Below are 20,623 nucleotides of genomic sequence, written 5' to 3'. Positions count from 1 at the left end.
CGACCTCTCCTGACCGCAGGGCGCCCGTTCTGGGCCTACCGGCGCCCGTCGGCCCGCCGTATCATGCAGGCGGGTCGTGACGCGATCGCTTCGGCGCGAGGACGGGGGTCGGCGTGGACACCAGCACGACGACGAGCGAGCCCGCCCAAGCGCTCAGGTCGCCGCGCCTCCGGGTGGAGAGCGAGGCCGTGACTGCGGCGAGCCTCGCCGCCGTCGGGGCGGGCCTGGTCGCCATCGTGACGATCGCGGATCGCACGGTCCCGCTGTGGGGCGGGTGGTCCGCCGGCGCCGTGGCGGCGCTGTCCACGCTCGTGGTCGGCATCGTCGTCGCCTACGTCGCCTATTGGCGGGCGCGAGCCCGTCCGGGTCAGGAGTGGCGCCGGAGCATCCGTCCATGGAAGTTCGTGCTCGACGCGACGACCGTCGCCCTCGTGCACGCGTTCCTCGCGGCGATCTTCACGGCATCGGTCTTCGTCGTGCTCCAGCGCAGCTTCGAGGGCCTCGAGGTGGACGTCATCATCGGAACGATCACCGTCGGCGCCGCGGCCGCCGCGACCGGCTACCTCGTGTTCCTCTCGGCGTCGGAGATCACCACGCGCCGGATGGCGACCCTGCTCGTCGCATTCATCGCGCTGTCCACGTTGGCGAGCATCGCCGCCGTGGAGGACGAACACTGGTGGGAGTACCACTTCAGCCAGCTGGGCACCTCGGGTGATTTCTCGGCATGGATGTTCAACACCACCCTCATCGTCGGCGGGTTCTTCGCGACCACCTTCACGCTCTACCTCCATCGCGACCTCGACGTGCTCGTCGAGCGCGGCATCCTCGTGCACCGGTGGACGCCGCGGCTGTTCTCCGTCGCGTTCGTCGTGCTCGGCATCATGCTGGCCGGCGTCGGCCTGTTCCCGCTCGATGTGAACGCCGCGCTGCACAACGGCTGCGCCGCCGGGATGGCCGCCGCGTTCGCGGTGATGGTGTTGGGATCGCCGTACTTCCTCGCCGGCCTGCCGAAGCGGTTCATCGCCATGTGCCTCGCGACGTTCGCCGTCCTGATCGGCGGGTTCCTGCTGTTCTCACCGATCGGCTATTACAACCTGACGGCCTTCGAGCTCGTCGCGTTCGCCGTGATCTTCAGCTGGATCACGGTCTTCATCCGCTTCATCGACGCCATCGCCGCACCCGCCGAGATCGCTGCACCCACCGAGATCGCTGCGCCCACCGAAGCCGTCGCCGACCCAGGGGGACGATGATGCCGCGCGACGACCGGACGGTGCGCCTCCCGCGTGCGGAGCGGAAGGCACGCGGTCGCGCCTTCCGCGACCGCCTCGCCCTGCAGGAGCACGCCGTGGTCGCTGCATCGGAGCGCGACCCCGTCGAGGTGCTCGAGCGGCAGGGTGCCAGCCGGATCCCCGAGCTCCTCGCCATCCGCCACGCTCGGATGGCGAGCTCGCCGTTCGCCTTCTACCGCGGCGCCGCCGCGATCATGGCCGAAGACCTGCGGCAGCTGCCCGACTCCGGCACCACGACGCAGCTCTGCGGCGACGCGCACCTCGACAACGTCGGGTTCTACGCCTCGCCCGAGCGGGCGCTCATCGGCGATCTGAACGACTTCGACGAGACCGCGCCGGGGCCCTTCGAGTGGGATCTCAAGCGGATGGCGACCAGCTTCGAGATCGCCGGCCGTGCCGGTGCACTGGATGAGGACGTCCGGCATCGGGTCCTCGAGGAGCTCGTCCGCGCGTACGCGTCCGCGATGCGCACGGCCTCCCGCACCCCCGCCATCGAACTGTTCACCGGACGCCTCGACGTCGCCGACCTGTTGGCCGACCTCGAGGAGGAACTGCCGCGCAAGGTCTCGCGGCGTGCGGCCTCCGCCGTCGCGGCGATGCTGCGACGGGACAGCCGCAGCGCCGCCCGGCAGCTCGCCGTCCGCGACGACGACGGCCTCCGGTTCCGCTCCGACCCGCCGCTGCTGGTGCCCGTGCACCGCATGGTCGAGCAGGGGCGGATCACCGCCGGCGACGCCCAGGAGCGACTCGACGAGGTGCGCCGGCGCTACCGGGAATCGCTCGCTCCGGAACGGCGTCGCCTGCTCGATCGGTACCGCTTGGCCGACGCCGCCGTGAAGGTCGTCGGCGTGGGAAGCGTCGGACTGCGCGCCTGGGTGCTCCTCTTCGAGGGCGACGTGAAGCGCGACCTCCTCGTGCTGCAGGCGAAGGAGGCGGAGCGCTCGGTGCTCGAACCGGCCGGGCGGGCGGGAGCGTACGCCCATCAGGGCGAGCGGGTGGTGCGCGGACAGCGCACGCTCCAGGCACTGAGCGACGTGCTGCTCGGCTGGACGAGCGGCGCCGACCCGCAGGGCCGGCAGCGGGAGTTCTCCGTGCGCCAGTTCCGGGACTGGAAGGGCGGCGTCGACGTCGAACGCCTCGGCCCCGAGACCATGCCGGCGTACGCCCGCTACTGCGGCCTGGTGCTCGCGCGCGCGCACGCCCGAGGCGGCGATCCCGCGGTGCTGACGGGCTACATCGGGGCCGGCCGCACGCTGTCGGCCGCGCTCGCGGCGTTCGCGACGGCCTACGCCGACCGCAACGCCGCCGATCACGCGGCGCTCCTCGCCGCCATCGCCGCGGGTCGCGTCGAGGCATCCGCATCATGACGGCCGCCGACGCCCCGGAGACCGGCCGCACGACGGCACCCGCATCGCGGGCCGTCCTGCCGCTGGCGATCGCGCAGTTCATCATGGTGCTCGACAGTTCGGTGATGAGCGTGTCGATCAGCCAACTGGTCGAGGAGTTCGACACCACCGTGTCGACCATTCAGCTCGCGATCACGCTCTACGCGCTCGTGATGGCGGCGCTGATGCTCACGGGCGGCAAGATCGGCGATCTCTTCGGCCGGCTGCGGATGTTCCGCGTCGGCCTCGTCATCTACGCCGTCGGATCGCTGATGACGGCGTTCGCGCCGACCGTGGAAGTGCTCATCGTGGGGTGGTCGTTCATCGAGGGCGCCGGGGCCGCGCTCGTACTCCCGGCGCTGGCGGCGCTCGTCGCGGGCAGCTATGAGGGCCCTGCGCGCGCTCGCGCCTACGGGCTGCTCGGCGGAGTCGCGGGTGCCGGCATCGCCGTCGGACCCCTCATCGGCGGATGGCTCACCACGGCGTACTCGTGGCGATGGGTGTTCGCGGGCGAGGTCGTGCTCGTGATCGTCGTGCTCGCGGTCAGCGGATGGATCGCCCGCGACACCCCCGGCCCCCGCTTCCGGCTCGACCTCGTCGGCGCCCTGCTCTCCGCGCTCGGCCTCGCCCTGATCGTGGTCGGAGTGCTCCAGAGCGGCACCTGGGGGTGGCTGCAGCCCGTGCAGTCGCCGATCACGCCGTTCGGATTCGCCCTCACGCCGTTCGTCATCGCGGCGGGGCTGTTCGTGCTGTGGGGGTTCTTCGCTTGGGAACGGCGCGTCGTCGCGCGAGGCCGGGTGCCGCTGCTCGACATCCGGAACCTGCGCATCCCGGAGTTGCGCGCCGGGCTCGCGAGCCTGCTCGCACAGAACCTCATCCTGCTCGGGATCTTCTTCGCCGTGCCGATCTACCTGCAGGTCACGCAGGGGATGGATGCGTTCCAGACCGGACTGCGGCTGCTGCCCACGTCGATCGCGATGCTGCTCGCCGCGACGATCGGCGCCCGGGTCGGCAGCAGGTTCGGCGCGCGGGCGATCGTGCGCGTCGGGCTCCTGACCATCGCCGTCGCCGGCATCGTCATCGTCGCGACGATCGAACCGGAGCTCGCGACGCTCCCCTTCGGCATCGGCATGGCGCTCGTCGGCCTCGGCACCGGGCTGCTCGCGTCGCAGCTGGGCAACGTCGTGCAGTCGTCGGTGCCGGCGGCCGCACGCAGTGAGGCCGGCGGCCTGCAGTACACCGCGCAGAACCTCGGCTCCTCGCTCGGCACCGCCCTCATCGGCTCGTTCATGGTGGGCGCCCTCGCGACCTCGGTGCTGGGGCTCATCGCCGAAGACCCCGGGATCGAGGCCGCGGTCGCCGACCAAGCGCACGTGCGAGTGGCGGACGGCATCGAGTACCTCCCGCCGGCGCAGGTCGAACGCGCGTTGCTAGACGCCGGTTTCGCGACCGACCAGGCCACGCAGGTCGTCGAGAGCTATTCGGCCGCCCAACTCGTCGGGGTGAAGGCCGGCATGCTGGCGTGCACGGCGGCGGCGCTCGTCGCCCTGCCGTTCACCCGGCGGCTTCCCGGCCGGCACGGGTCGACGCCCGCCGCCTGATGCTCCCGGCCGAAGCGCCCGCCGATCAGCCCCTGGCGGCCTTGCGCTCCCGTCGCCGCGCCTTCGACGCGGCATCCTCGGCGTCCATGATCTTCTTCGCCTCGTCGAAGTCGCCGAGTGCCTCGCGCATCCAGCCCGCGTTGGGGTTCGAGTCGACGAGGAGCATCCGCACGAGCAGCGTCAGCGGGATGGCGAGGATGGCGCCCATCGGGCCGAGTACCACCGCCCAGAAGAGCACCGAGAAGAACGTGATCGACTGGCTGAGCGCGACCGCGTTGCCGACGACGCGCGGCTGCACGACCGACTGCACGACCGCGTTGATGACGCCGTAGACCACGATGACCGCGATGACGAGCGGCCACCCGCCGACGAGGGCGGCGAACACGATCGGCGGGATGATCGCGATGAAGTAGCCGACGTTCGGGATGAAGCTGCAGAGGAACGCGAGTACGCCCCAGAGCGCAGCGCCCGGCACCTGCAGAAGCACGAGCGCGATCCAATTGATGAGGCCCTGCGCGATGCCGAGCAGGGTGGTCACGACCATGTAGCGCCGAACGCCGATCGTGTAGGCCACGCTCGCGGTCGCGAGCACGGGCCGGGTCGGGTAGATCTTGGCGACCAGCGTGCGTGCGTACGAGGAATCCATCGCCATGAGCAGCAGCATGGTCAGCAGGATCACGGCCGCGGTGACGAACCCGGCGGCGCTGCCGACGACGCCGCCGATCACGTCGAGCACCTTTCCCGGGTCGAACCAGGTGACGATCTCGTCGATCTGGGCCTGGCCGAACCCGAGGCCCGAAAGCCACGAGCCGACGCCCGCCGCCCACGACTCGAGTTCGTCGGCGTACTGCGGCAGCAGCGTGAGGAACTGCGTGAACGAGAAGAAGAACGCGAACACGAACGTGCCGAGCAGCAGCACCACCGCGAGGATCACGGTCAGCGTGGCGAGACCCCTCCCCACGCCGTGCCGTTCGAGCCAGGCGCGCAGCGGGTACACGCAGATGGTCAGCACCAGCGCGAAGAAGCTCCACACGAAGACGTCGGCGATCGCGGCGAGCCCGAAGCTCGCGACGGCCGCGCCGGCGAGGCCGAGCAGGATGAACGCGGCGCGGTGGGACGGCACGGGCTCCGCCTGCACGGCCGGCTCGGGCGGGGGTGCGTCCGCGGACTTCGCGCCGCCCTTACGACGGTTCCACCACATGGCCGGCCTCCTTCAGTTTCGGGTTCCCCGACAGGCGCCGGAGGGTCTCCGCGGTCGGGTCGGGCTCGACCACGAGCGCACGGACGAGGAGCGTCAGCGGAATCGACAGGATCGCCCCGACGGGCCCGATGACGAACGCCCAGAACACGACCGAGAAGAACGAGAGCGTGAGGCTGAGGTCGACGGCGTCGCTGACGAACTTCGGCTGCACAAGCACCTGCAGCGTGACGTTGATCACGCAGTACACGAGGACGACGACGAGCGCGAGCGGCCAGCCGCCGACGACGAGGGCGAGCACCGCCGGCGGGATGAGCCCCAGCACGAAGCCGATGTTCGGCACGAAGTTCGTGACGAACGCGAGGATGGCCCACACGATCGGGATCGGGATCCCGAGTCCCCACAGCACGAGGCCGTCGAGCACCGCGACGATGGCGCCGAACGTCGCGTTGACGACGTAGTACCGGCGGACTCCGGTGAAGTAGCGGGCGCCGACGGCGTCGGCGCCCGGCGAGCCGAACACCCCGCCGGCCCGCGCGAAGCGAGCCGCGTCGGCCGCCATGAAGATCACGTAGGCGAGCACGAAGAAGAACGCGGTCGCGAATCCGAGCACCGCGTCGGCGACCCCGGTCGCGATGCCGACCAGCGTGTCGGCGTTCAGCACCGATGACGCGGCATCCGCCGCCTGGTCGGCCAGGCCCATGGCGGCGAGGGCGTCGGTGACGGATGCCGCGACCGCCTCGAGGTCGTCGGCGTAGTCGGGCAGCATGCCCGCGAACTGCGCGGCCGCGAACAGCAGCAGCACGGCGAGCAGCGCGAGGATCAGGTAGGCGACGACGATGACGGCCGTGGTGGCCGCCCACCGCGGCCATCCCCTGGCCTCGAGCGGTCGTCGCACGGGGTGGGCGATGATCACCACGACCGCGGCGAGTGCCGCCGGCGCGAGGATGTCTCGGGCCAGCCACACCCCGCCGAACACGAGCACGGCTGCGGCGAGAGCGATCAGCACCCGCGTGCCGCGCGAGAGGCCGGCGGATGCCTCGTGCGACGCCTCGCTCACGTCAGAAGCTCCCGATGCCCTTGCCGATGACGACCACGCCGATCACGAGCAGCAGCACCGCCATCACGGTCGCGTTGTTGTGCACGAGCCACGTCCGCAGCGATTCGAGCGGCGCAGCCATGCGCTGCGAGGCGAGGAGGTAGGCGATGACCGGCACCGCGACCGACGACGCCGCGATGAGCACGAACACGACGATGGCAACGGTGATCTCGCCTCCGTTCGCCCCCGCGGTGCCGATGATCGTGCCGGCCGCCACGGCCATGAGCAGGTTCTTCGGGTTCACCGCCGACAGCAGGAAGCCGAGCACGAGCGCGCGGACCGCCGTCATCTGGTCGATCGCGCCCATCCACTTCGGGAGGGCGGCCTCCTCGCCGGGCTTCGGCCGGCTGCGCCATTGCTTCACCGCGAGCAGGAGCAGCAGCACGCCGAGCACGAGCTTGATCGTGCCGGCGATCGGCTTCGAGGCGTCGGGGTCGTCCTCGGGCAGCACCGAGGCGAGCAGCGTGAAGAGCACGACCGCGACGACGATGCCGAGCACCCAACCGCCCAGGAAACCGAGGCTCGTGCCCTTCGCCCGCGGCGAGAGCAGCATCAGGATCGCCGCGATGATCGGCACGGGGCTGATGGCCACGCCGAGCGCGAGCGGGAGGATGTCGCCGATGACGGAGCCCATGTTCATTCCTCGTCTTCCGGTCGTTCGCCGGCGATTGCGGCGATGGCCTCGCGGTTCGTGACGTACCTCGCCCGGTCGCCGAGCAGGTCGAGCTGCTCGAGTCGCCGCACCGCGTCGGGGCGCACGCGACTGAACGACAGGTCGATGCCCTCGCGCTCGAGCCACGTGAGCAGCGCCTCGAAGCTCTCCGCGCCGGTCACGTCGATATCGGTGACGGCCTCCATGTCGACGACGACGTGGCGGACCTCGCCGTCGGCTGCCCGGACGGCGCGCTTCACCGCGTCGGAGAACACGCTGCCGTTCGCGAAGAACAGCGGCGCTGCGAGACGGACCACGATGACGCCGGGCGCGGTGACCTGGCCCTTGGCCGCCCCGTCGAGGAGGGAGTCGCCGGGCTCGCCGGTGGCCTGGAGCACGTCGATCGCCGGGTTCGCGGCGCGTTTGGCGAGGTTCAGCAGCGCCAGCACGAACGCGACGAGGATGCCGGGGATCGAGCCGACGAACAGCGTCACGAGGAAGCACGCCGCGCCGATGAGGAACTCGAAGCGGTCGGCATGCCACAGCTCGCGGAACTCGCGGATGCCCAGCAGCGGCAGGATCGCCACGCCCACGATGGCGCCGATCGCCGGCGACGGGATGTCGGCGAGCAGCGCGGTGCCGAACAGCAGGAGCAGCAGCGTCCCGGCCGCGAGCACGAGCGAGGGCAGTTGCGTGCGGGAGCCGGCCTGGTCCATCGCCGCGGTGCGCGAGGTAGATGATCCGAAGGTGAAGCTCCCGCTGGCGCCGGCCGCGATGTTGCCGACGCCGAAGGCGAACAGGTCGCGGTTGGGGCTCGTGCGGTAGCCGTTCTTCTCGCCGTACGAGCGCGAGACGAGCAGGCCCTCTGCGGTCGTCACGAGCGTGAGCGCCATCGCCGAGGGGATGAGCGCGAGCCACATCGTCCAGTCGATGATGGGCCAGGTGATCGCCGGCGGGCCGGCGGGCACCTCGCCGAGCACGGCGACGCCGGCCTCGTCGAGGTGCCAGACGAGCACGACGACGGTCGCGAGGATCATCACGACGAGCGCCCAGGGCACGGCGCCCGCGAACCGCTTGCCGAGGAGCAGCACGGCGACCGCGACGACGGAGATCGCCACCGACCACCAGTTGAGGCCGGGCAGCCCGGTGACGAGCCCGGCGACCTTGTCGACGAACTCGCCGCCCGAGTCGATCTTCACGCCGAGCATCTTCGCGATCTGGCTGATGAGGATGTCGAGGGCCAAGCCCCCGACGAAGCCCACGAGGATCGGCTTCGACAGGAAGTTCGCCAGGAAGCCGAGCTTGAAGAACGCCAGGAGCAGGAACATGACGCCGCCGAGGATCGCCTGCGCGAGCGCGAGCGTCGAGTAGTCCGCCGACCCCGCCACCGCGAGCCCGCCGAGCGAACTCGCGACGAGGGCGGCGGCCGCGGCATCCGGAGACGCGACGAGTTGGCGACTCGACACGGTGAGCGCGTAGATCACCGTCGGCACGATGAGCGCGTACAGGCCGGCCGTCGCGGGCAGGCCGGCGATCTGCGCGTAGCCGATGTTGAGGGGGATCGCGATCGCGAGCAACGTGACGCCGGCCGTGAGCTCGCGCAGCAGATTGCGCCGGCTCAGTCCCACGAGCGGTTTCTGCACGGATCCCCCCATCCCCTCGCCCGACCCTATCGACCGGGTGCGGCCGAGGGGAACGGCTCCGGCTCGACGATTCGGAACTCGGGCGCCCGCGACACGAGCAGCCACGCCGGAAGGATGATGACGCAGAGGACGGCCAGGAGCGTCACGTCGCCCGCGACGGCGACGGCGACGAAGAGCGCGACCCACCCGTCGCGGCCGACGACGAGCACCATGCCCAGCACCCCGCACGCCACGGCGAGTGCCAGCGGCGCCGCCGGGATGAGCGCGTGGCCGAGCAGCCCCAGCGCGGCGCCCACGAACACCGCGGGGAAGATCCGTCCGCCCCGGAACCCCGACGATGCGGCGACGACGAGCGCCACGAGCTTCACGAGCGCGAGCACCACGAGCTGGCCGGCCGCGTACTCGTCGGAGTTCTCGAGCAGCTCGCCGGTCTCCTCGAGTCCCTTGAAGAGCGTGAGCGGCCCGCCGAGCACGCCGAGCAGGCCGAGCACCAGGCCCCCGGCGACGGGGATCAGCAGCGGATGCCGCAGTGCGTGGAACGCGCGATGGACCCACGGGAACACCGCGAGCGCAGCGAGGCCGACCACGGTGGTGCCGACAGCGATGAGCGAGCCGGTCAGCAGGTCCAGGGCCGCCGGGCCGGGGTACGCGGGAACCTCGAATCCGAACGACGGCGCGCCGAGCAGATGCATCGTGATCGATCCGGCGCCCGCGGCAGCGAGCGGAAGGAACAGCCGGTCCCAGAGATGCCCGCGCACCGGAGTCCCGGCCATCGCGCTGGTGAACACGAGTGCTGCGGCGACCGGCGTGCCGAACAGCGCGCCGATGGTTCCCGCGGCGGCGAGCCAGACGGCCAGTTGGACGGGCACCTTCGGCAGCAGCCGCGCGAAGAGGAACGCCACGAGCGTCGCGTTGATCGCGATGATCGGGTTCTCCGGTCCGAGGCTCACACCGCCCGCGAGCCCGATCACGGCCGCGAGCGCGAGCCCCGGCACCACCCACGGGCGGAGGGGCGGCTCGAGCAGGTCGGTCGTCGCCGAGTCCGGCCCGGCGTGGCCGGGCACGAGCCAGGTGACGAGCCCGACGGCGACGCCGGTCGAGGTCAGCACGAGGAGGATCCACCAGGACGCGTCCGGATCGAAGCCGAGCGACCCGGGCACGGCCTTCCAGATCAGGTCGCCCAGCGATTCGGACACGACATCGAGCAGCCACAGCACCACCGCGGTGAGTGCGCCCACGAGGAGCGCCGGCACCGAGAGCGCGAGCAACTGCCGCGGCGTCGGCGTCGCCCCGCTGAGGTCGTCGCCCGCGGTCATCTCACACCTCCGTCGCCGCCGCGAGCGCCGGCGGGGGCGGCTCGCTCGTGACGGCGCCGGCGATGCCGCGCCGATCGAGCAGCTCGGCGAGGGCGTCGACCACGTCGCCGGTCACGGTCACGCCGTGCGCCGGATGATGCCAGAACTGCACGCGATAGACCTCGCGGCCGCCGCCGCGACTGACCGGGAGCACGTGCACGGCCTCGCGATGGTGAACCCCGGGCACGGCGACCGCGGCCTCGCCGATCGCCGACCGGATGCCGCCGCTCGCGCCCGGTTCGTCGTCGCCGGATGCCTCGTCGAGACCGGAGCCCGCGGCATCCGCGATGCGCACCTGCACCTCGCTGCGCCGCGCGCCGTGCGCCGAGTGGTTGACCAGCGGCTCCTGCAGCACGGTCGCGTTCGGCAGGTGCACGGTGCGCCCGTCACCGGTGCGGACGATGACCGAGCGCCCGTTCACCTCGAGCACCTCGCCGGTGAAGTCTCCCGACGTCACGAGATCGCCGACGTCGATCGGCCGTCGGGTCTGCAGCACCATGCCCGCCGCGAAGTTGTCGGCGACGCCGCGCAGCATCAGCGCCAGCACGACCGCGACGATGACCGCTACTGCCAGCACGGGCTGCACCGACGCGCCGAGGAAGCTCAACGCCACGCCGATGCCGATCAACCACACCGCGTAGCCCGTGATGCGCACGGCGCCGACCTGCACCGGCAACGAGAGGTTCGGCACGCGCGCGACCACGCGGCGAGCGCCCGACCTCGCGAGGCGCGCCACGATCCACGTCGCGATGAGCACGGCGACGGCCGCGAACAGGCTCCACCCGTCGATGTCGAGCGTGCCCCACCAGTCCGTCATGCCGCCCTCCCCGAGCGCGACGTTACCGGCCGCGGCGACCGCGCCGACGACGACACGCGCCCGGCGCGGAGCCACCGATGCCCGAAATCCCGCGGAATGACGCTGACACCGAGTCGACCGGCGCGCTACGCTGCACCCGGGGAACACCGACGATCAGGGGGATGATCACGGCATTGCCGGAGCACCGTCGCCTTCCCGATCCGGTTGCGAACCGCCGACCGCCCCCTGCGGCCGGCTCACACAACCGAAGAAAGGCACTTCATTGAGCTTCTGGGAAAGTTTCTGGGACATCATCTGGTGGACGATCTGGGTCTTCGCGTTCTTCGCCTACCTCTGGGCGGTCATCGCGATCATCAGCGACCTGTTCCGTGACCACAAGCTGAACGGCTGGTGGAAGGCGGTCTGGATCATCTTCCTGATCTTCGTGCCGTTCCTCACGGCGCTCGTCTACCTGATCGCCCGGGGCAACGGCATGGCCGAGCGCGCGCAGAAGGATGCCCGTCGGGCGCAGCAGGCGACCGACGAGTACATTCGCGCCACCGCCGGTACCGCGGCGAGCCCCGCCGACGAGATCGCCAAGGCGAAGTCGCTCCTCGACGCCGGCACCATCACCCAGCAGGAGTACGACCTGCTGAAGGCCAAGGCGCTGGCCCACCAGGCGTAGGCCTCCGCCTCACACCACGACGGATGCCCCGGGCCCCGAGCCCGGGGCATCCGTCGTCTGCGGGGCGGCCGCCCCGGTCGCGACATCGACGGGCACCGAGGCATCCGGTCGCATCGCGCCCGCGTTGCGCAGGAAGACGATGATCCAGCTGAAGATGAGCACCGCGGCGACCAGTTCGACCGCCGTCAGGTTGTAGTAGCCGACGGCGAAGAAGACCCCGAGCACCACGATCACGGCGACGTACACGTAGCCGAGGATCACGAACACGTGCGGCATCGACGGCACGAAGCGCGGGAGGCCGATCACGATCACGGCGAACGCGACCGCCATGCCGGTGGCGACGGTGTTGTGCAGCAGGAAGAACTCGCTCACCGGGAAGATGCCGACGCAGCCGAGGAACACGCCGATCAGGACGAGCCCGATGCGCATGACGTTGCGGTGGCGCAGTTCGAGCGGCGTCGAGGTTGGCAGCGTCGCGGTGCCGTAGCGCGCGATCGTCGTCACGATCGCGCCCGCGACGATGAGCGTCACGTTGAACGCGAGCGACGAGAAGTCGCCCGTGATGCCGAGCGCCGAGAGGTTCTTCTGCCACCAGAGCGGGTCGCTCGAGCTCAGCATGCTGGCGAGAGCCCCGACCACGAGGAACACCGCGAGCACGAGCGAGAGCAGCATCGGCGTGAGCCGGGCCGCCGAGAGGAAGACCGCGTACATCGTGACCGCGGCGCCGACGCCGGCGAGCACCGCACCCGGGATGGTGAACACCACCGCCCCGATGAAGCTGCGCTCGAGCAGGTCGCCGAGGCCGATCCAGCCCAGCAGCACGATCGCGCCGTGCGCGAGGGCCAGCGCCACGAGGTCGAACCAGTGCAGGCGCGTGCCCTCGACGTCGAGCCCGTTGCCGATCTCCGACCGCAATTGCGGCGACGGGCTCCGCAGCACGAGCCGCCCGAGCACGAAGGCGACGACGGCGACGAGGGCGGCGGAGATCGCGACGAACTCGGCGAGCGAGCCCGAACCCGCGATCGGCAGGTCGCGACCCCAGAACGCGGCCAGCGCGATGAGGCCGATCACGACGAAGCCGATCGCGCCGATCACGAGGGCGACCGATTCGAGCGACTCCGCATTCGCCGCGGGCCGGCGCAGGATGCTTCGCAGCGGGGTCGCGCGTTCGTTCGCGTGCGGTCTGGCGTGGGTCATCCGTCTCCCCCTGGATCTCCGTCGCGCCCCCGCGGAGGCCGCGGGTGCCGCGGCGCCCGTGGGCGCTGGCACCAGACTGCCAGTCAGGACTCGGTCGGGTCGAGCACCTCGAGCATCGAGCCCTGCACGAAGCCCGCCCACTCGTAGGCCGCGCGCAGGTAGTCGTCGCGCTGCTCGTCCTGTTCGGGGGTGCCCTCCTCGATGATGCCGACGCGTTCGGCCAGGATGAGCCGCAGGTCGGTGAGGAAGGTCAGCCACCCCCAGGCCTGCACCTGGTCGAGCTCGATCTCGACGAGGCGTTCGCCGTCGCCCACCGAGGTGGCGTCGCGCACCGACTGCGCGGCCTGCCGCTTGCCGTCGACGAGGTTGTCGCGCGTGTAGCGCGTGAACTCGCGGCCGGCGTCGACGTCATCGGGATACGCGTCGGGCAGCAGCCGGCCGAGCGCCGGGTCGTCGTCGGTGCCGAGCAGCAGCACCGAGTCGACCTGGTCGGCCAGCTCCGACAGGAGCATCGCCTCCTCGGCCTCGAGCACCAGGCGCACGCCGTCGCCCGCGCCGCGGCCGGCGACGATCACGGCTCGGCCCTCGACACCGTCGCCTGCAGGCCGTAGCCGTGCATGGCGTGCACGTGGCGTTCCATCGCCTCCCGATTGCCGGTGGCGACGACCGCGCGGCCCTCGTGGTGCACGAGCAGCATGAGCCGCTCGGCCTCTTCGCGCGGGTACCCGAAGTAGCTTCGGAACACGTAGGTGACGTAGGTCATGAGGTTGACCGGGTCGTCCCACACGATCGTGCGCCAGGACGCCTCGGGGACGCGGAGCGTCTCCTGGTCGAGGTCGGTGCGTTCGAGCGTGTCCGTCACCGTTCCAGACTGACACTTCCCGCCGACGGATGCATCCCCGCACTTCTGGGGACCGGCGCGCGGACGTCGTCGCCCGTCATCGGCGGGTCGAGACCGTGACGGTGAACTTCGGGTCGCGGGCGACCTGGACGGTCGAGCCGACGCGCCGCTCGAGCGCGGGCCGGTAGCGCAGGTGCGAATTCCACACGGCGACGAGGCGGCCACCCGGCGCCAGCACGCGTCCGGCGTCGGCGAACAGCCGCTCGGCGAGCGCGGTCGTCACGGCGGCGCCGGCGTGGAACGGCGGGTTGAGCACGATCAGGTCGACGGATGCCCCGGGCTCGGTCTCGAGGCCGTCGGCGCGGCGCACCTCGACCCGGTCGCCGACGCCGTTCGCCGCCGCCGTCGCCGCAGCGGAGGCTGCGGCCGCAGCCGACTGGTCGGTCGCGGTGACGCGCGTGGACGGCAGGCGTCGAGCGAGCTCGACCGCGATCACGCCCGTGCCGCAGGCCAGGTCGACCGCGGTGCGCGGCGCCGGGCCCCCGGCGAGCGCGGCATCGAGGTGCTCGAGCAGGAACCGCGTGCCGATGTCGATCGCGGCACCGGCGAACACGCCGCCGTGCGCGACCACCTCGAGGTCGAGCGCGGCGTCGTGCGCGTGTCGCGGCCACGCGCCGGGTGCCGGCGGTCGAGTCGGCGCCGATGCGATGAGCACCCGCGACTTCTGCCGCGCGTGCGAGACGTCGAGCCGGCCGAACCAACGGGAGAGCACGTCGTTCATACCGAGCGTCATGTGCTTGAGCCGCCCGCCCGCGACCACGACCACCGCGGGGTGGGCGTGCGCGGCGATGAGGGCGGCCTGCTCGTCGAGCGCGTCGAGCGAGCGCGGCAGGCGCAGCAGCACCAGCCGCGCGCCGCGCACCAGGTCGGCATCGAGCGCTCCCACGCGGATCGCCCCCGCCACCCCGAGCCGTTCAGCGTTCGCGGCGATCGCGCGCTCGCCGAGCAGCGCGTCCTGGTGCGCGCGCACGTCGGTCGCCCCGAGCCCCACGACCGCACCGACCGCGAGGGCGCCGTGCGTATCGCCGATGACGGCGACCGGGGCGTCCGTGGCGCCGACGGCCGCGACCACGCCCGCCGCCTCGTCGAGGATCAGCCGATCGGCGGCATCGGACGCCGCGAGGTCGGGCCCCTCGACGTCGGGCCACCGGCGGAGTGCTGCGAAGTCCATCCGGGCAAGGGTAGCCGCGTCGGCGTTCACCCCGACGTGCGCGGCGGTTCACACGCCCGGAACCCGCCGGGAATACGGTGTCCCCCATGCGAGGGCCACCCGGCCCTCATCCCCGATGGAAGGAATCCACTTGAGAACCACTCGAACCCTCGGCACCGCGACCGTCGCAGCGCTCGTGCTCGCGGGCCTCGCCGCGGCGCCCGCGGCGGCCGCACCCGAGGCATCCGGCGCGAAGCACGGCGGCGGCGCGCACGCGCTCGACCTCACGCTGCTCGCGACGACCGACCTGCACGGCCGCGTCGCCAACTGGGACTACTTCAGCAACGCGCCGTACACCGATCGCGCGGGCGACACGGTCGGCCTCGCGGGCGTGGCATCCGTCGTCGATGCCGTGCGCGACGAGGTCGGCGACGACCACCTGCTGGTGGTCGACAACGGCGACGCGATCCAGGGCACCCCGCTCAGCTACTACTACGCCGTGCAGGAGCCGGTGCAGGAGACCGGCGCGACGCATCCGATGGCGGCCGCGTTCGACGCGATCGGGTACGACGCGCAGGTGCTCGGCAACCACGAATTCAACTACGGCCTCGACCTGCTGGACGCGTACGAGGGCGACCTGGGCTTCCCGCTGCTCGGCGCCAACGTGATCGACGTCGACTCGGGCGAGCCCGCGTTCGACCCGTACACGCTCGTGCGCAAGAAGGTGAAGGGCCAGAAACCCGTGACCGTCGGCATCCTCGGGCTCACGACGCCCGGATCGGCGATCTGGGACAAGGCCAACGTCGAGGGCGAACTCGAGTTCCGCGACATGGTCGAGACGGCCGAGGAGTGGGTGCCGAAGGTTCGCGCCGCGGGCGCCGACGTCGTCGTCGTGCTTTCGCACTCGGGCACCGGCGCCTCCTCGTACGACGAGTCGATCGCGGCCCCCGAGAACGCATCCGACGCGATCGCGCGCGAGGTGCCGGGCATCGACGTCATGGTCGTCGGCCACACCCACCTCGACAAGCCGAGCCAGGTCGTGGTCAACGAGGAGACCGGCGACGAGGTGCTCCTCACCCAGCCCTACCGCTGGGGATCGACCGTCTCGCGCGTCGACCTCGACCTCGAGAAGGTGCGCGGCCAGTGGGACGTCGTCGACGCCGAGGCATCCGCCATCCGCACGAAGGGCTTCGCGCCGTCGCAGGAGATCCTCGACCTCGTCGCCGACCAGCACGCGACGACCGTCGCGTACGTGAACCAGGTCGTCGCGCAGTCGACCGAGGCGCTGCCGGCCACCGCGTCGCGGTACGAGGACACGCCGATCATCGACTTCATCCAGCAGGTGCAGACCGAGACCGTCGCCGCCGGCATCGCCGGCACCGCGGCCGACGGGCTGCCGGTGCTGTCGATCGCGGCGCCCTTCAGTCGCACGGCGATCTTCCCGCAGGGGGATGTCTCGGTGCGCGACATCGCGGGCCTGTACATCTACGACAACACGCTGCAGGCCGTGCAGATGACCGGGGCGCAGGTGAAGGACTACCTCGAGTACTCGGCGAAGTACTACGCGCAGGTGCCCGCGGGCGGCACATTCGACCCCGAGGCGCACACCGGTGCGGGCAACACGCCCGACTACAACCTCGACATCATCTCGGGCCTCGAATACGAGATCGACCTGTCGCAGCCGGTGGGTGCGCGCATCGAGAAGCTGACGCTGGCCGACGGCACCTCGCTCGCCGACGACCAGCAGGTCGTCGTCGCGGTCAACAACTACCGTCGCTCGGGCGGCGGCGGGTTCCCGCACATCGCGTCGGCACCCGTCGTCTACGACGAGCAGAAGGAGATCCGGCAGCTGCTGATCGACTGGGCCCAGGAGCGCGGCGTCATCGACCCCGCCGACTTCTCGGACGAGTCGTGGTGGCTGACGATCGACGGCGTGCGCATCGGCTGACGAACCTCGGTGGTCGAGGACGCGCTCCGGCGTCTCCTCGACCACCGGGAGCCCCGCTCACTGGAGGCATCCGGTTCGGTTTGCTACCCTCGCACCCGCATGCGTCAGCCGGAGCAAGCAGGGGGAAGGCACGGCGCGCCCCGCAGGGGTGCGCCGTCCGTTTCGCGTCCGCGCGGCCGGACCCGAGGCATCCGTCGCGTCGCCGGACTGTTCGCGACGGCCGCCGTGTTCGGCATCGTGGCGACGCTCGCCCTCGCGCCGACCGCCCCGCCGCTCGACGCCGTGGCCGAGGCATCCGTCGCCGAGACCCGCTTCGGCGACGACGTGCAGCGGGTCGACGTCGCCGATGACGCCGCCCGCCAGACGATCGTGCACCAGTCGTACACCGCGTCGACCGGCCCGCAGACCCTCGTGCAGGGCGGCACCAACCTCGACTGGGCCAAGCTCGTGCTCGTCGAGGGCGGCTGGCCCATGACCGACGAGAACATCACGTTCATGATGCGGTGGATGCGCCAGGAGAACGGCGCCGACAACTGGTGGAACCGCAACAACCCGCTGAACAACGGGCAGGGCTCGGGCGGCGGCTCGGGGCTCGGCAGCTACGCCACCCTCGTCGATGCCGCCTACTACGCGGCCGAGAACCTCAAGTCGGGCCGGTATCCGGCCGTCGACGCGGCGCTCCAGCGCGGCGACTCCGCCGACGCGACCGCGCAGGCGATCTGGGCCTCGCCGTGGGCGTCGAGCCACTACGGCTACGGCACCCACTGGAGCTCGCGCCCCTACGAGATCATCGAGGCGCCGGCCTCGGCCTGGGGGCGCTGAGGCGCCGGCCCGGGTGCCGGAATCGGCCCCGGGATCGGGGCGGCGGGTGCCGGGGCCGCTTGGGCACGGTACGCGTGGGCCATCCACCAGCCGGCGAAGGCGCCGATCGCGGCCGTCGCCGCGAGCGACACGACGAGCCCGATGAGCACGAGCACCAGCAGGGCGGTGGGGTCGACGGTGAAGGTCTGGATCAGCGAGAACGGTATCGAGAGGATGCCGCCGAGGAACCAGTTGGCGACGATGCCGATGCCGAGCGCGCTCCAGGTGACGGCGGTGGGCCGATGCACGCCCGCACGCCGGAGGATCGCCCGCGGCACGACGACCGCTGCAATGAGGAGCCCCGTCGCCAGCACGACGGTGGTCAGGACGGCCACGACGCCGACCCAGGCCGGCACGGAGTCGACGAACTCGACGAAGCCGTTCGTGGGGTCGCTCGACCGGATGCTGCTCGCCACGAGCCCGAAGACGAGCCCGATGAAGCCCAGGAGCAGCGCGGCGGACAGCGCCGAGAGCCCCCAGGAGCCGAGCAGGGTGCCCAGACCACCGGCGATGAACGCGGGGGTGCGGTGCTCGCGCGGAAGCGGCGGGCGGGCGCGGCGCGCCGGCGGAGCGGGCGGGACCTGCCGGAGGTCGGGCGTCTGCGGGTACGGCGCGGTCATGGCATCCTCTCGGTCGGGTCCGACGAGTGTGCCAGATCGCGGCCGCGGGCCCGGCCGGTCGTACACAATGCCGGCGGCTCGGCCATCAGCGCTCGAGCGGCCGCCAGACCACCACGGCGTTCTCGCGGCGCGTGCGCGTACCGGCCTTCAGGGTCACGATCTCGCCGGCCGTGCCCGCCGCGAACACGCGGCGGCCGGGGCGATTGAGCATCTCGTCGGCCAGCGCGGCCTCGAGCTCGCGCACCCGCGCGCGCAGCGCGGTCACCTCGTCTTCGAGACCCAGCACGCGCCGGATGCCCTCGAGGCTCACGCCCTCGGCCGAGAGCTGCGCGATCTCGCGCAGCTGCACGACGTCGCGCATAGAGTACCGGCGCGACTTGCCGGCCGTGCGCGTCGGCGAGACCAGGCCGATGCGGTCGTACTGGCGCAGTGTCTGCGGATGCATCCCGGCGAGTTCAGCCGCGACCGAGATGACGAACAGCGGGCTGGTCTCGTTCACGCTCAGCCTCCGGCCTGGGCGAGCAGGTCGGTGCGCGGGTCCTCGTCGGGCAGCTCGGCGACGAACGCCTCGAGCTTCTCCTTGGCATCCTTCGACAGGTGCGAGGGCACCGCGACCTGCACGACGGCGAGGAGGTCGCCCGTGCCCTTGGCGGTCTCGACGCCGCGGCCCTTGACGCGCAGCACGCGGCCGCTCGGGGTGCCGGCGGCGACCTTCAACTTGACCGGCTTGCCGCCGAGCGTGGGCACCTCGATGGTGGCGCCGAGCGCGGCCTCGGCGAAGGTCACGGGCACGTTCACGCGCAGGTTCAGCCCGTCGCGCTCGAACACGGGGTGCTTGCGCACCTTGACCGTGAGGATGAGGTCGCCCGGCTCGCCGCCGTCGGGCGACGGGTGGCCCTTGCCGCGCAGCCGGATCTTCTGGCCGTCGGCGACGCCCGCGGGGATGCGCACGGTGATCGGCTTGCCCTCGGAGGTCTGCAGCGTCACCTGCTCGCCGCGCGTCGCGGTGAGGAAGTCGAGGGTGGTCGTCGCCGTGACGTCGCGGCCGGGCGTCGGGCCGCCGAATCCCCGGTAGCCGCCCGTCGACTGCCCGAACCGGCCGCCGCCGAAGAGCCCGCCGAGCAGGTCGTCGTAGTCGGAGCCGGCTCCGCCCTGCTGGAACGTGTACCTGGTGCCGCCGCCCTGCTGGCCGAACATGCCGCCGAAGACGTCTTCGAAGCCGCCGGCGCCGCCGCCGGGCGCGGTGAAGCGCGCGCCCGAGCCCATCGCCCGGACCGCGTCGTACTCCTTGCGCTGCTCGGCGTCGGAGAGCACCGAGTTCGCCTCGCTGATCTCCTTGAACTTCGCCTCAGCCGCGGCGTCGCCCGGGTTCTGGTCGGGGTGGTACTTGCGGGCGAGCTTGCGGTACGCCTTCTTGATGTCGGCGTCGCTCGCGTCCTTGGAGACGCCGAGCGTGGCGTAGAAGTCCTTGTCGAACCAATCCTGACTGGCCAACCGGCACCTCCCTTCTGTCGTGTCCGTTGGTCGAGGAGCGGAGCGTATCGAGACCGGGTGACGTGGCCTCGATACGCTCCTGCGTCGCTACTCGCCCGCCGGAATGGTCATCAGGCCGGCGTCTTGACGACGACCTTCGCGACGCGGATGAGGGTCGAGCCCAGGGTGTACCCGGTCTCTACGACATCGGCCACGGTGTCGACCTCGACGTCGTCGGCGGGCTGCTGGAAGATCGCCTCGTGCCGCTGCGGGTCGAACGGCTCGCCGACCTCGCCGAACGGCTTGAGGCCGAGCTTCTCGACCTGGCCGCGCAGCTTGGCCGCGATCGTCGCGAACGGCGCGTCGCCCTCGAGGTCGCCGTGCTTCTCGGCACGGTCGAGGTCGTCGAGCACGGGCAGCAGCACCGCGACGGCCTGGCCGATCGCGCGCTCGCGCTCGACCTCGCGGTTCGCCTCGGTGCGCTTGCGGTAGTTCGCGTACTCGGCGGTGACCCGCTTGAGGTCGGCGAGGTGCTCGTCGGTCGGCTCGGAAACCTCGGCTTGGGCGGCGTTGAGGATGTCGTCGACGGTCAGCTCGGTCTCGTCGTCGGGCAGGCCGGATGCCTCGGCGCCCGCGCCGCCCGCCTCGGGGGCGCCCGCTTCGGGCGCCCCTTCGGCCTCGGGCTGGCGAACCGCGCCGGTGTCGGGGTCGATGCGGCGCTTGTCGCGCACCACCGGCTCCTCGTGGTCGTGGTTCTGCTCGTCTGCCAT

The 20,623-nt window shown here is 71.7% G+C and carries 20 protein-coding genes; 6 read left to right on the top strand and 14 right to left on the bottom strand.

All coding sequences use genetic code 11. The features are described from left to right. Nucleotides 1-113: 113 nt before the first annotated feature. The 3 genes from GE115_RS19200 to GE115_RS04405 all read left to right on the top strand — a co-directional run bounded on the left by GE115_RS19200 (nt 114) and on the right by GE115_RS04405 (nt 4,275). On the top strand, nt 114-1,250 hold the full coding sequence (locus tag GE115_RS19200; protein WP_153683580.1) for a DUF998 domain-containing protein: 1,137 nt from the start codon (nt 114-116) through the stop codon (nt 1,248-1,250). Nucleotides 1,251-1,345: 95 nt separating this feature from the next. Further along, nucleotides 1,346-2,656 carry a DUF2252 domain-containing protein gene (locus GE115_RS04410; RefSeq protein WP_172979695.1) on the top strand — a complete coding sequence of 437 codons (1,311 nt, stop codon included), beginning with the start codon at nt 1,346-1,348 and terminating at the stop codon, nt 2,654-2,656. Continuing rightward, on the top strand, nt 2,653-4,275 hold the full coding sequence (locus GE115_RS04405; protein WP_153683578.1) for an MFS transporter: 1,623 nt from the start codon (nt 2,653-2,655) through the stop codon (nt 4,273-4,275). Before GE115_RS04410 ends, GE115_RS04405 begins: the two co-directional genes overlap by 4 nt. Nucleotides 4,276-4,300: 25 nt before the next feature. Here the strand turns inward: GE115_RS04405 and GE115_RS04400 are convergent, their stop codons facing one another. Genes GE115_RS04400 through GE115_RS04375 form a run of 6 tightly spaced genes read right to left on the bottom strand, consistent with a single transcriptional unit; the run spans nt 4,301 to nt 11,039 of the window. Further along, nucleotides 4,301-5,476, bottom strand: coding sequence for an AI-2E family transporter (locus tag GE115_RS04400; protein ID WP_153683577.1), 1,176 nt, complete (start codon nt 5,474-5,476; stop codon nt 4,301-4,303). Next, complete coding sequence (locus GE115_RS04395) at nt 5,457-6,533, bottom strand: AI-2E family transporter (RefSeq protein ID WP_312854892.1); 1,077 nt, start codon at nt 6,531-6,533, stop codon at nt 5,457-5,459. Before GE115_RS04395 ends, GE115_RS04400 begins: the two co-directional genes overlap by 20 nt. Nucleotide 6,534: 1 nt before the next feature. Beyond that, entirely contained in the window at nt 6,535-7,206 is a 672-nt protein-coding gene (locus tag GE115_RS04390; protein ID WP_153683576.1) for a GAP family protein, read from the bottom strand. A 2-nt stretch (nt 7,207-7,208) separates the two neighbouring features. Beyond that, on the bottom strand, nt 7,209-8,867 hold the full coding sequence (locus GE115_RS04385) for a SulP family inorganic anion transporter (protein WP_312854891.1): 1,659 nt from the start codon (nt 8,865-8,867) through the stop codon (nt 7,209-7,211). 26 nt (nt 8,868-8,893) lie between these two features. Further along, on the bottom strand, nt 8,894-10,183 hold the full coding sequence (locus GE115_RS04380; RefSeq protein ID WP_153683574.1) for an ion channel protein: 1,290 nt from the start codon (nt 10,181-10,183) through the stop codon (nt 8,894-8,896). A 1-nt stretch (nt 10,184) separates the two neighbouring features. Further along, on the bottom strand, nt 10,185-11,039 hold the full coding sequence (locus GE115_RS04375; protein WP_153683573.1) for a mechanosensitive ion channel family protein: 855 nt from the start codon (nt 11,037-11,039) through the stop codon (nt 10,185-10,187). 262 nt (nt 11,040-11,301) lie between these two features. On the opposite strand from GE115_RS04375, the gene GE115_RS04370 reads away from it, so the two are divergent. Next, nucleotides 11,302-11,703, top strand: a complete 402-nt coding sequence (locus tag GE115_RS04370) for an SHOCT domain-containing protein (RefSeq protein WP_153683572.1) — start codon at nt 11,302-11,304, stop codon at nt 11,701-11,703. A 9-nt stretch (nt 11,704-11,712) separates the two neighbouring features. Here the strand turns inward: GE115_RS04370 and GE115_RS04365 are convergent, their stop codons facing one another. The 4 genes from GE115_RS04365 to GE115_RS04350 all read right to left on the bottom strand — a co-directional run bounded on the left by GE115_RS04365 (nt 11,713) and on the right by GE115_RS04350 (nt 14,972). Continuing rightward, a complete protein-coding gene (locus tag GE115_RS04365; protein ID WP_216648748.1) occupies nt 11,713-12,900 on the bottom strand; it encodes a hypothetical protein in 1,188 nt (395 codons plus the stop codon). Nucleotides 12,901-12,983: 83 nt separating this feature from the next. Continuing rightward, complete coding sequence (locus GE115_RS04360) at nt 12,984-13,475, bottom strand: DUF2017 family protein (protein WP_153683571.1); 492 nt, start codon at nt 13,473-13,475, stop codon at nt 12,984-12,986. Beyond that, a complete protein-coding gene (gene clpS, locus GE115_RS04355) occupies nt 13,472-13,762 on the bottom strand; it encodes an ATP-dependent Clp protease adapter ClpS (RefSeq protein WP_312854890.1) in 291 nt (96 codons plus the stop codon). Before clpS ends, GE115_RS04360 begins: the two co-directional genes overlap by 4 nt. A 76-nt stretch (nt 13,763-13,838) precedes the next feature. Next, on the bottom strand, nt 13,839-14,972 hold the full coding sequence (locus tag GE115_RS04350; protein WP_153683570.1) for a class I SAM-dependent methyltransferase: 1,134 nt from the start codon (nt 14,970-14,972) through the stop codon (nt 13,839-13,841). A gap of 130 nt (nt 14,973-15,102) precedes the next feature. Here GE115_RS04350 and GE115_RS04345 point away from each other — a divergent pair, with 130 nt between their 5' ends. Both GE115_RS04345 and GE115_RS04340 read left to right on the top strand, forming a co-directional pair. Then, on the top strand, nt 15,103-16,899 hold the full coding sequence (locus GE115_RS04345) for a bifunctional metallophosphatase/5'-nucleotidase (protein ID WP_246190538.1): 1,797 nt from the start codon (nt 15,103-15,105) through the stop codon (nt 16,897-16,899). A gap of 225 nt (nt 16,900-17,124) precedes the next feature. Beyond that, nucleotides 17,125-17,721: a hypothetical protein gene (locus tag GE115_RS04340; RefSeq protein WP_153683568.1), complete on the top strand. Its 597-nt coding sequence runs from the start codon at nt 17,125-17,127 to the stop codon at nt 17,719-17,721. On the opposite strand, the gene GE115_RS04335 is transcribed toward GE115_RS04340, so the two are convergent. From GE115_RS04335 to GE115_RS04320, 4 genes are all read right to left on the bottom strand, one after another. Next, nucleotides 17,679-18,380: a hypothetical protein gene (locus GE115_RS04335; protein WP_153683567.1), complete on the bottom strand. Its 702-nt coding sequence runs from the start codon at nt 18,378-18,380 to the stop codon at nt 17,679-17,681. The two genes, GE115_RS04340 and GE115_RS04335, sit on opposite strands and share 43 nt — an antisense overlap. An 85-nt stretch (nt 18,381-18,465) precedes the next feature. Continuing rightward, nucleotides 18,466-18,885, bottom strand: a complete 420-nt coding sequence (locus GE115_RS04330) for a heat shock protein transcriptional repressor HspR (protein WP_153683566.1) — start codon at nt 18,883-18,885, stop codon at nt 18,466-18,468. Next, the gene (locus GE115_RS04325; protein ID WP_153683565.1) at nt 18,882-19,874 is read right to left on the bottom strand and encodes a DnaJ C-terminal domain-containing protein; all 993 of its coding nucleotides are present in this window, start codon (nt 19,872-19,874) and stop codon (nt 18,882-18,884) included. Before GE115_RS04325 ends, GE115_RS04330 begins: the two co-directional genes overlap by 4 nt. Before the next feature lie 110 nt (nt 19,875-19,984). Then, entirely contained in the window at nt 19,985-20,623 is a 639-nt protein-coding gene (locus GE115_RS04320) for a nucleotide exchange factor GrpE (protein WP_153683564.1), read from the bottom strand.

This window comes from Agromyces agglutinans (assembly GCF_009647605.1).
GTDB lineage: Bacteria > Actinomycetota > Actinomycetes > Actinomycetales > Microbacteriaceae > Agromyces > Agromyces agglutinans.
This window is presented reverse-complemented; position numbering and strand designations above follow the sequence as displayed.

Bases quoted from the DNA above. Each gene is read 5' to 3' on its own strand.
- GE115_RS04390 (WP_153683576.1), bottom strand. From the start codon at position 7,206: ATGGGCTCCGTCATCGGCGACATCCTCCCGCTCGCGCTCGGCGTGGCC.
- GE115_RS04365 (WP_216648748.1), bottom strand. From the start codon at position 12,900: ATGACCCACGCCAGACCGCACGCGAACGAACGCGCGACCCCGCTGCGA.
- GE115_RS04335 (WP_153683567.1), bottom strand. From the start codon at position 18,380: ATGACCGCGCCGTACCCGCAGACGCCCGACCTCCGGCAGGTCCCGCCC.
- GE115_RS04400 (WP_153683577.1), bottom strand. From the start codon at position 5,476: ATGTGGTGGAACCGTCGTAAGGGCGGCGCGAAGTCCGCGGACGCACCC.
- GE115_RS04380 (WP_153683574.1), bottom strand. From the start codon at position 10,183: ATGACCGCGGGCGACGACCTCAGCGGGGCGACGCCGACGCCGCGGCAG.
- GE115_RS04350 (WP_153683570.1), bottom strand. From the start codon at position 14,972: ATGGACTTCGCAGCACTCCGCCGGTGGCCCGACGTCGAGGGGCCCGAC.
- GE115_RS04405 (WP_153683578.1), top strand. From the start codon at position 2,653: ATGACGGCCGCCGACGCCCCGGAGACCGGCCGCACGACGGCACCCGCA.
- GE115_RS04375 (WP_153683573.1), bottom strand. From the start codon at position 11,039: ATGACGGACTGGTGGGGCACGCTCGACATCGACGGGTGGAGCCTGTTC.
- GE115_RS04320 (WP_153683564.1), bottom strand. From the start codon at position 20,623: ATGGCAGACGAGCAGAACCACGACCACGAGGAGCCGGTGGTGCGCGAC.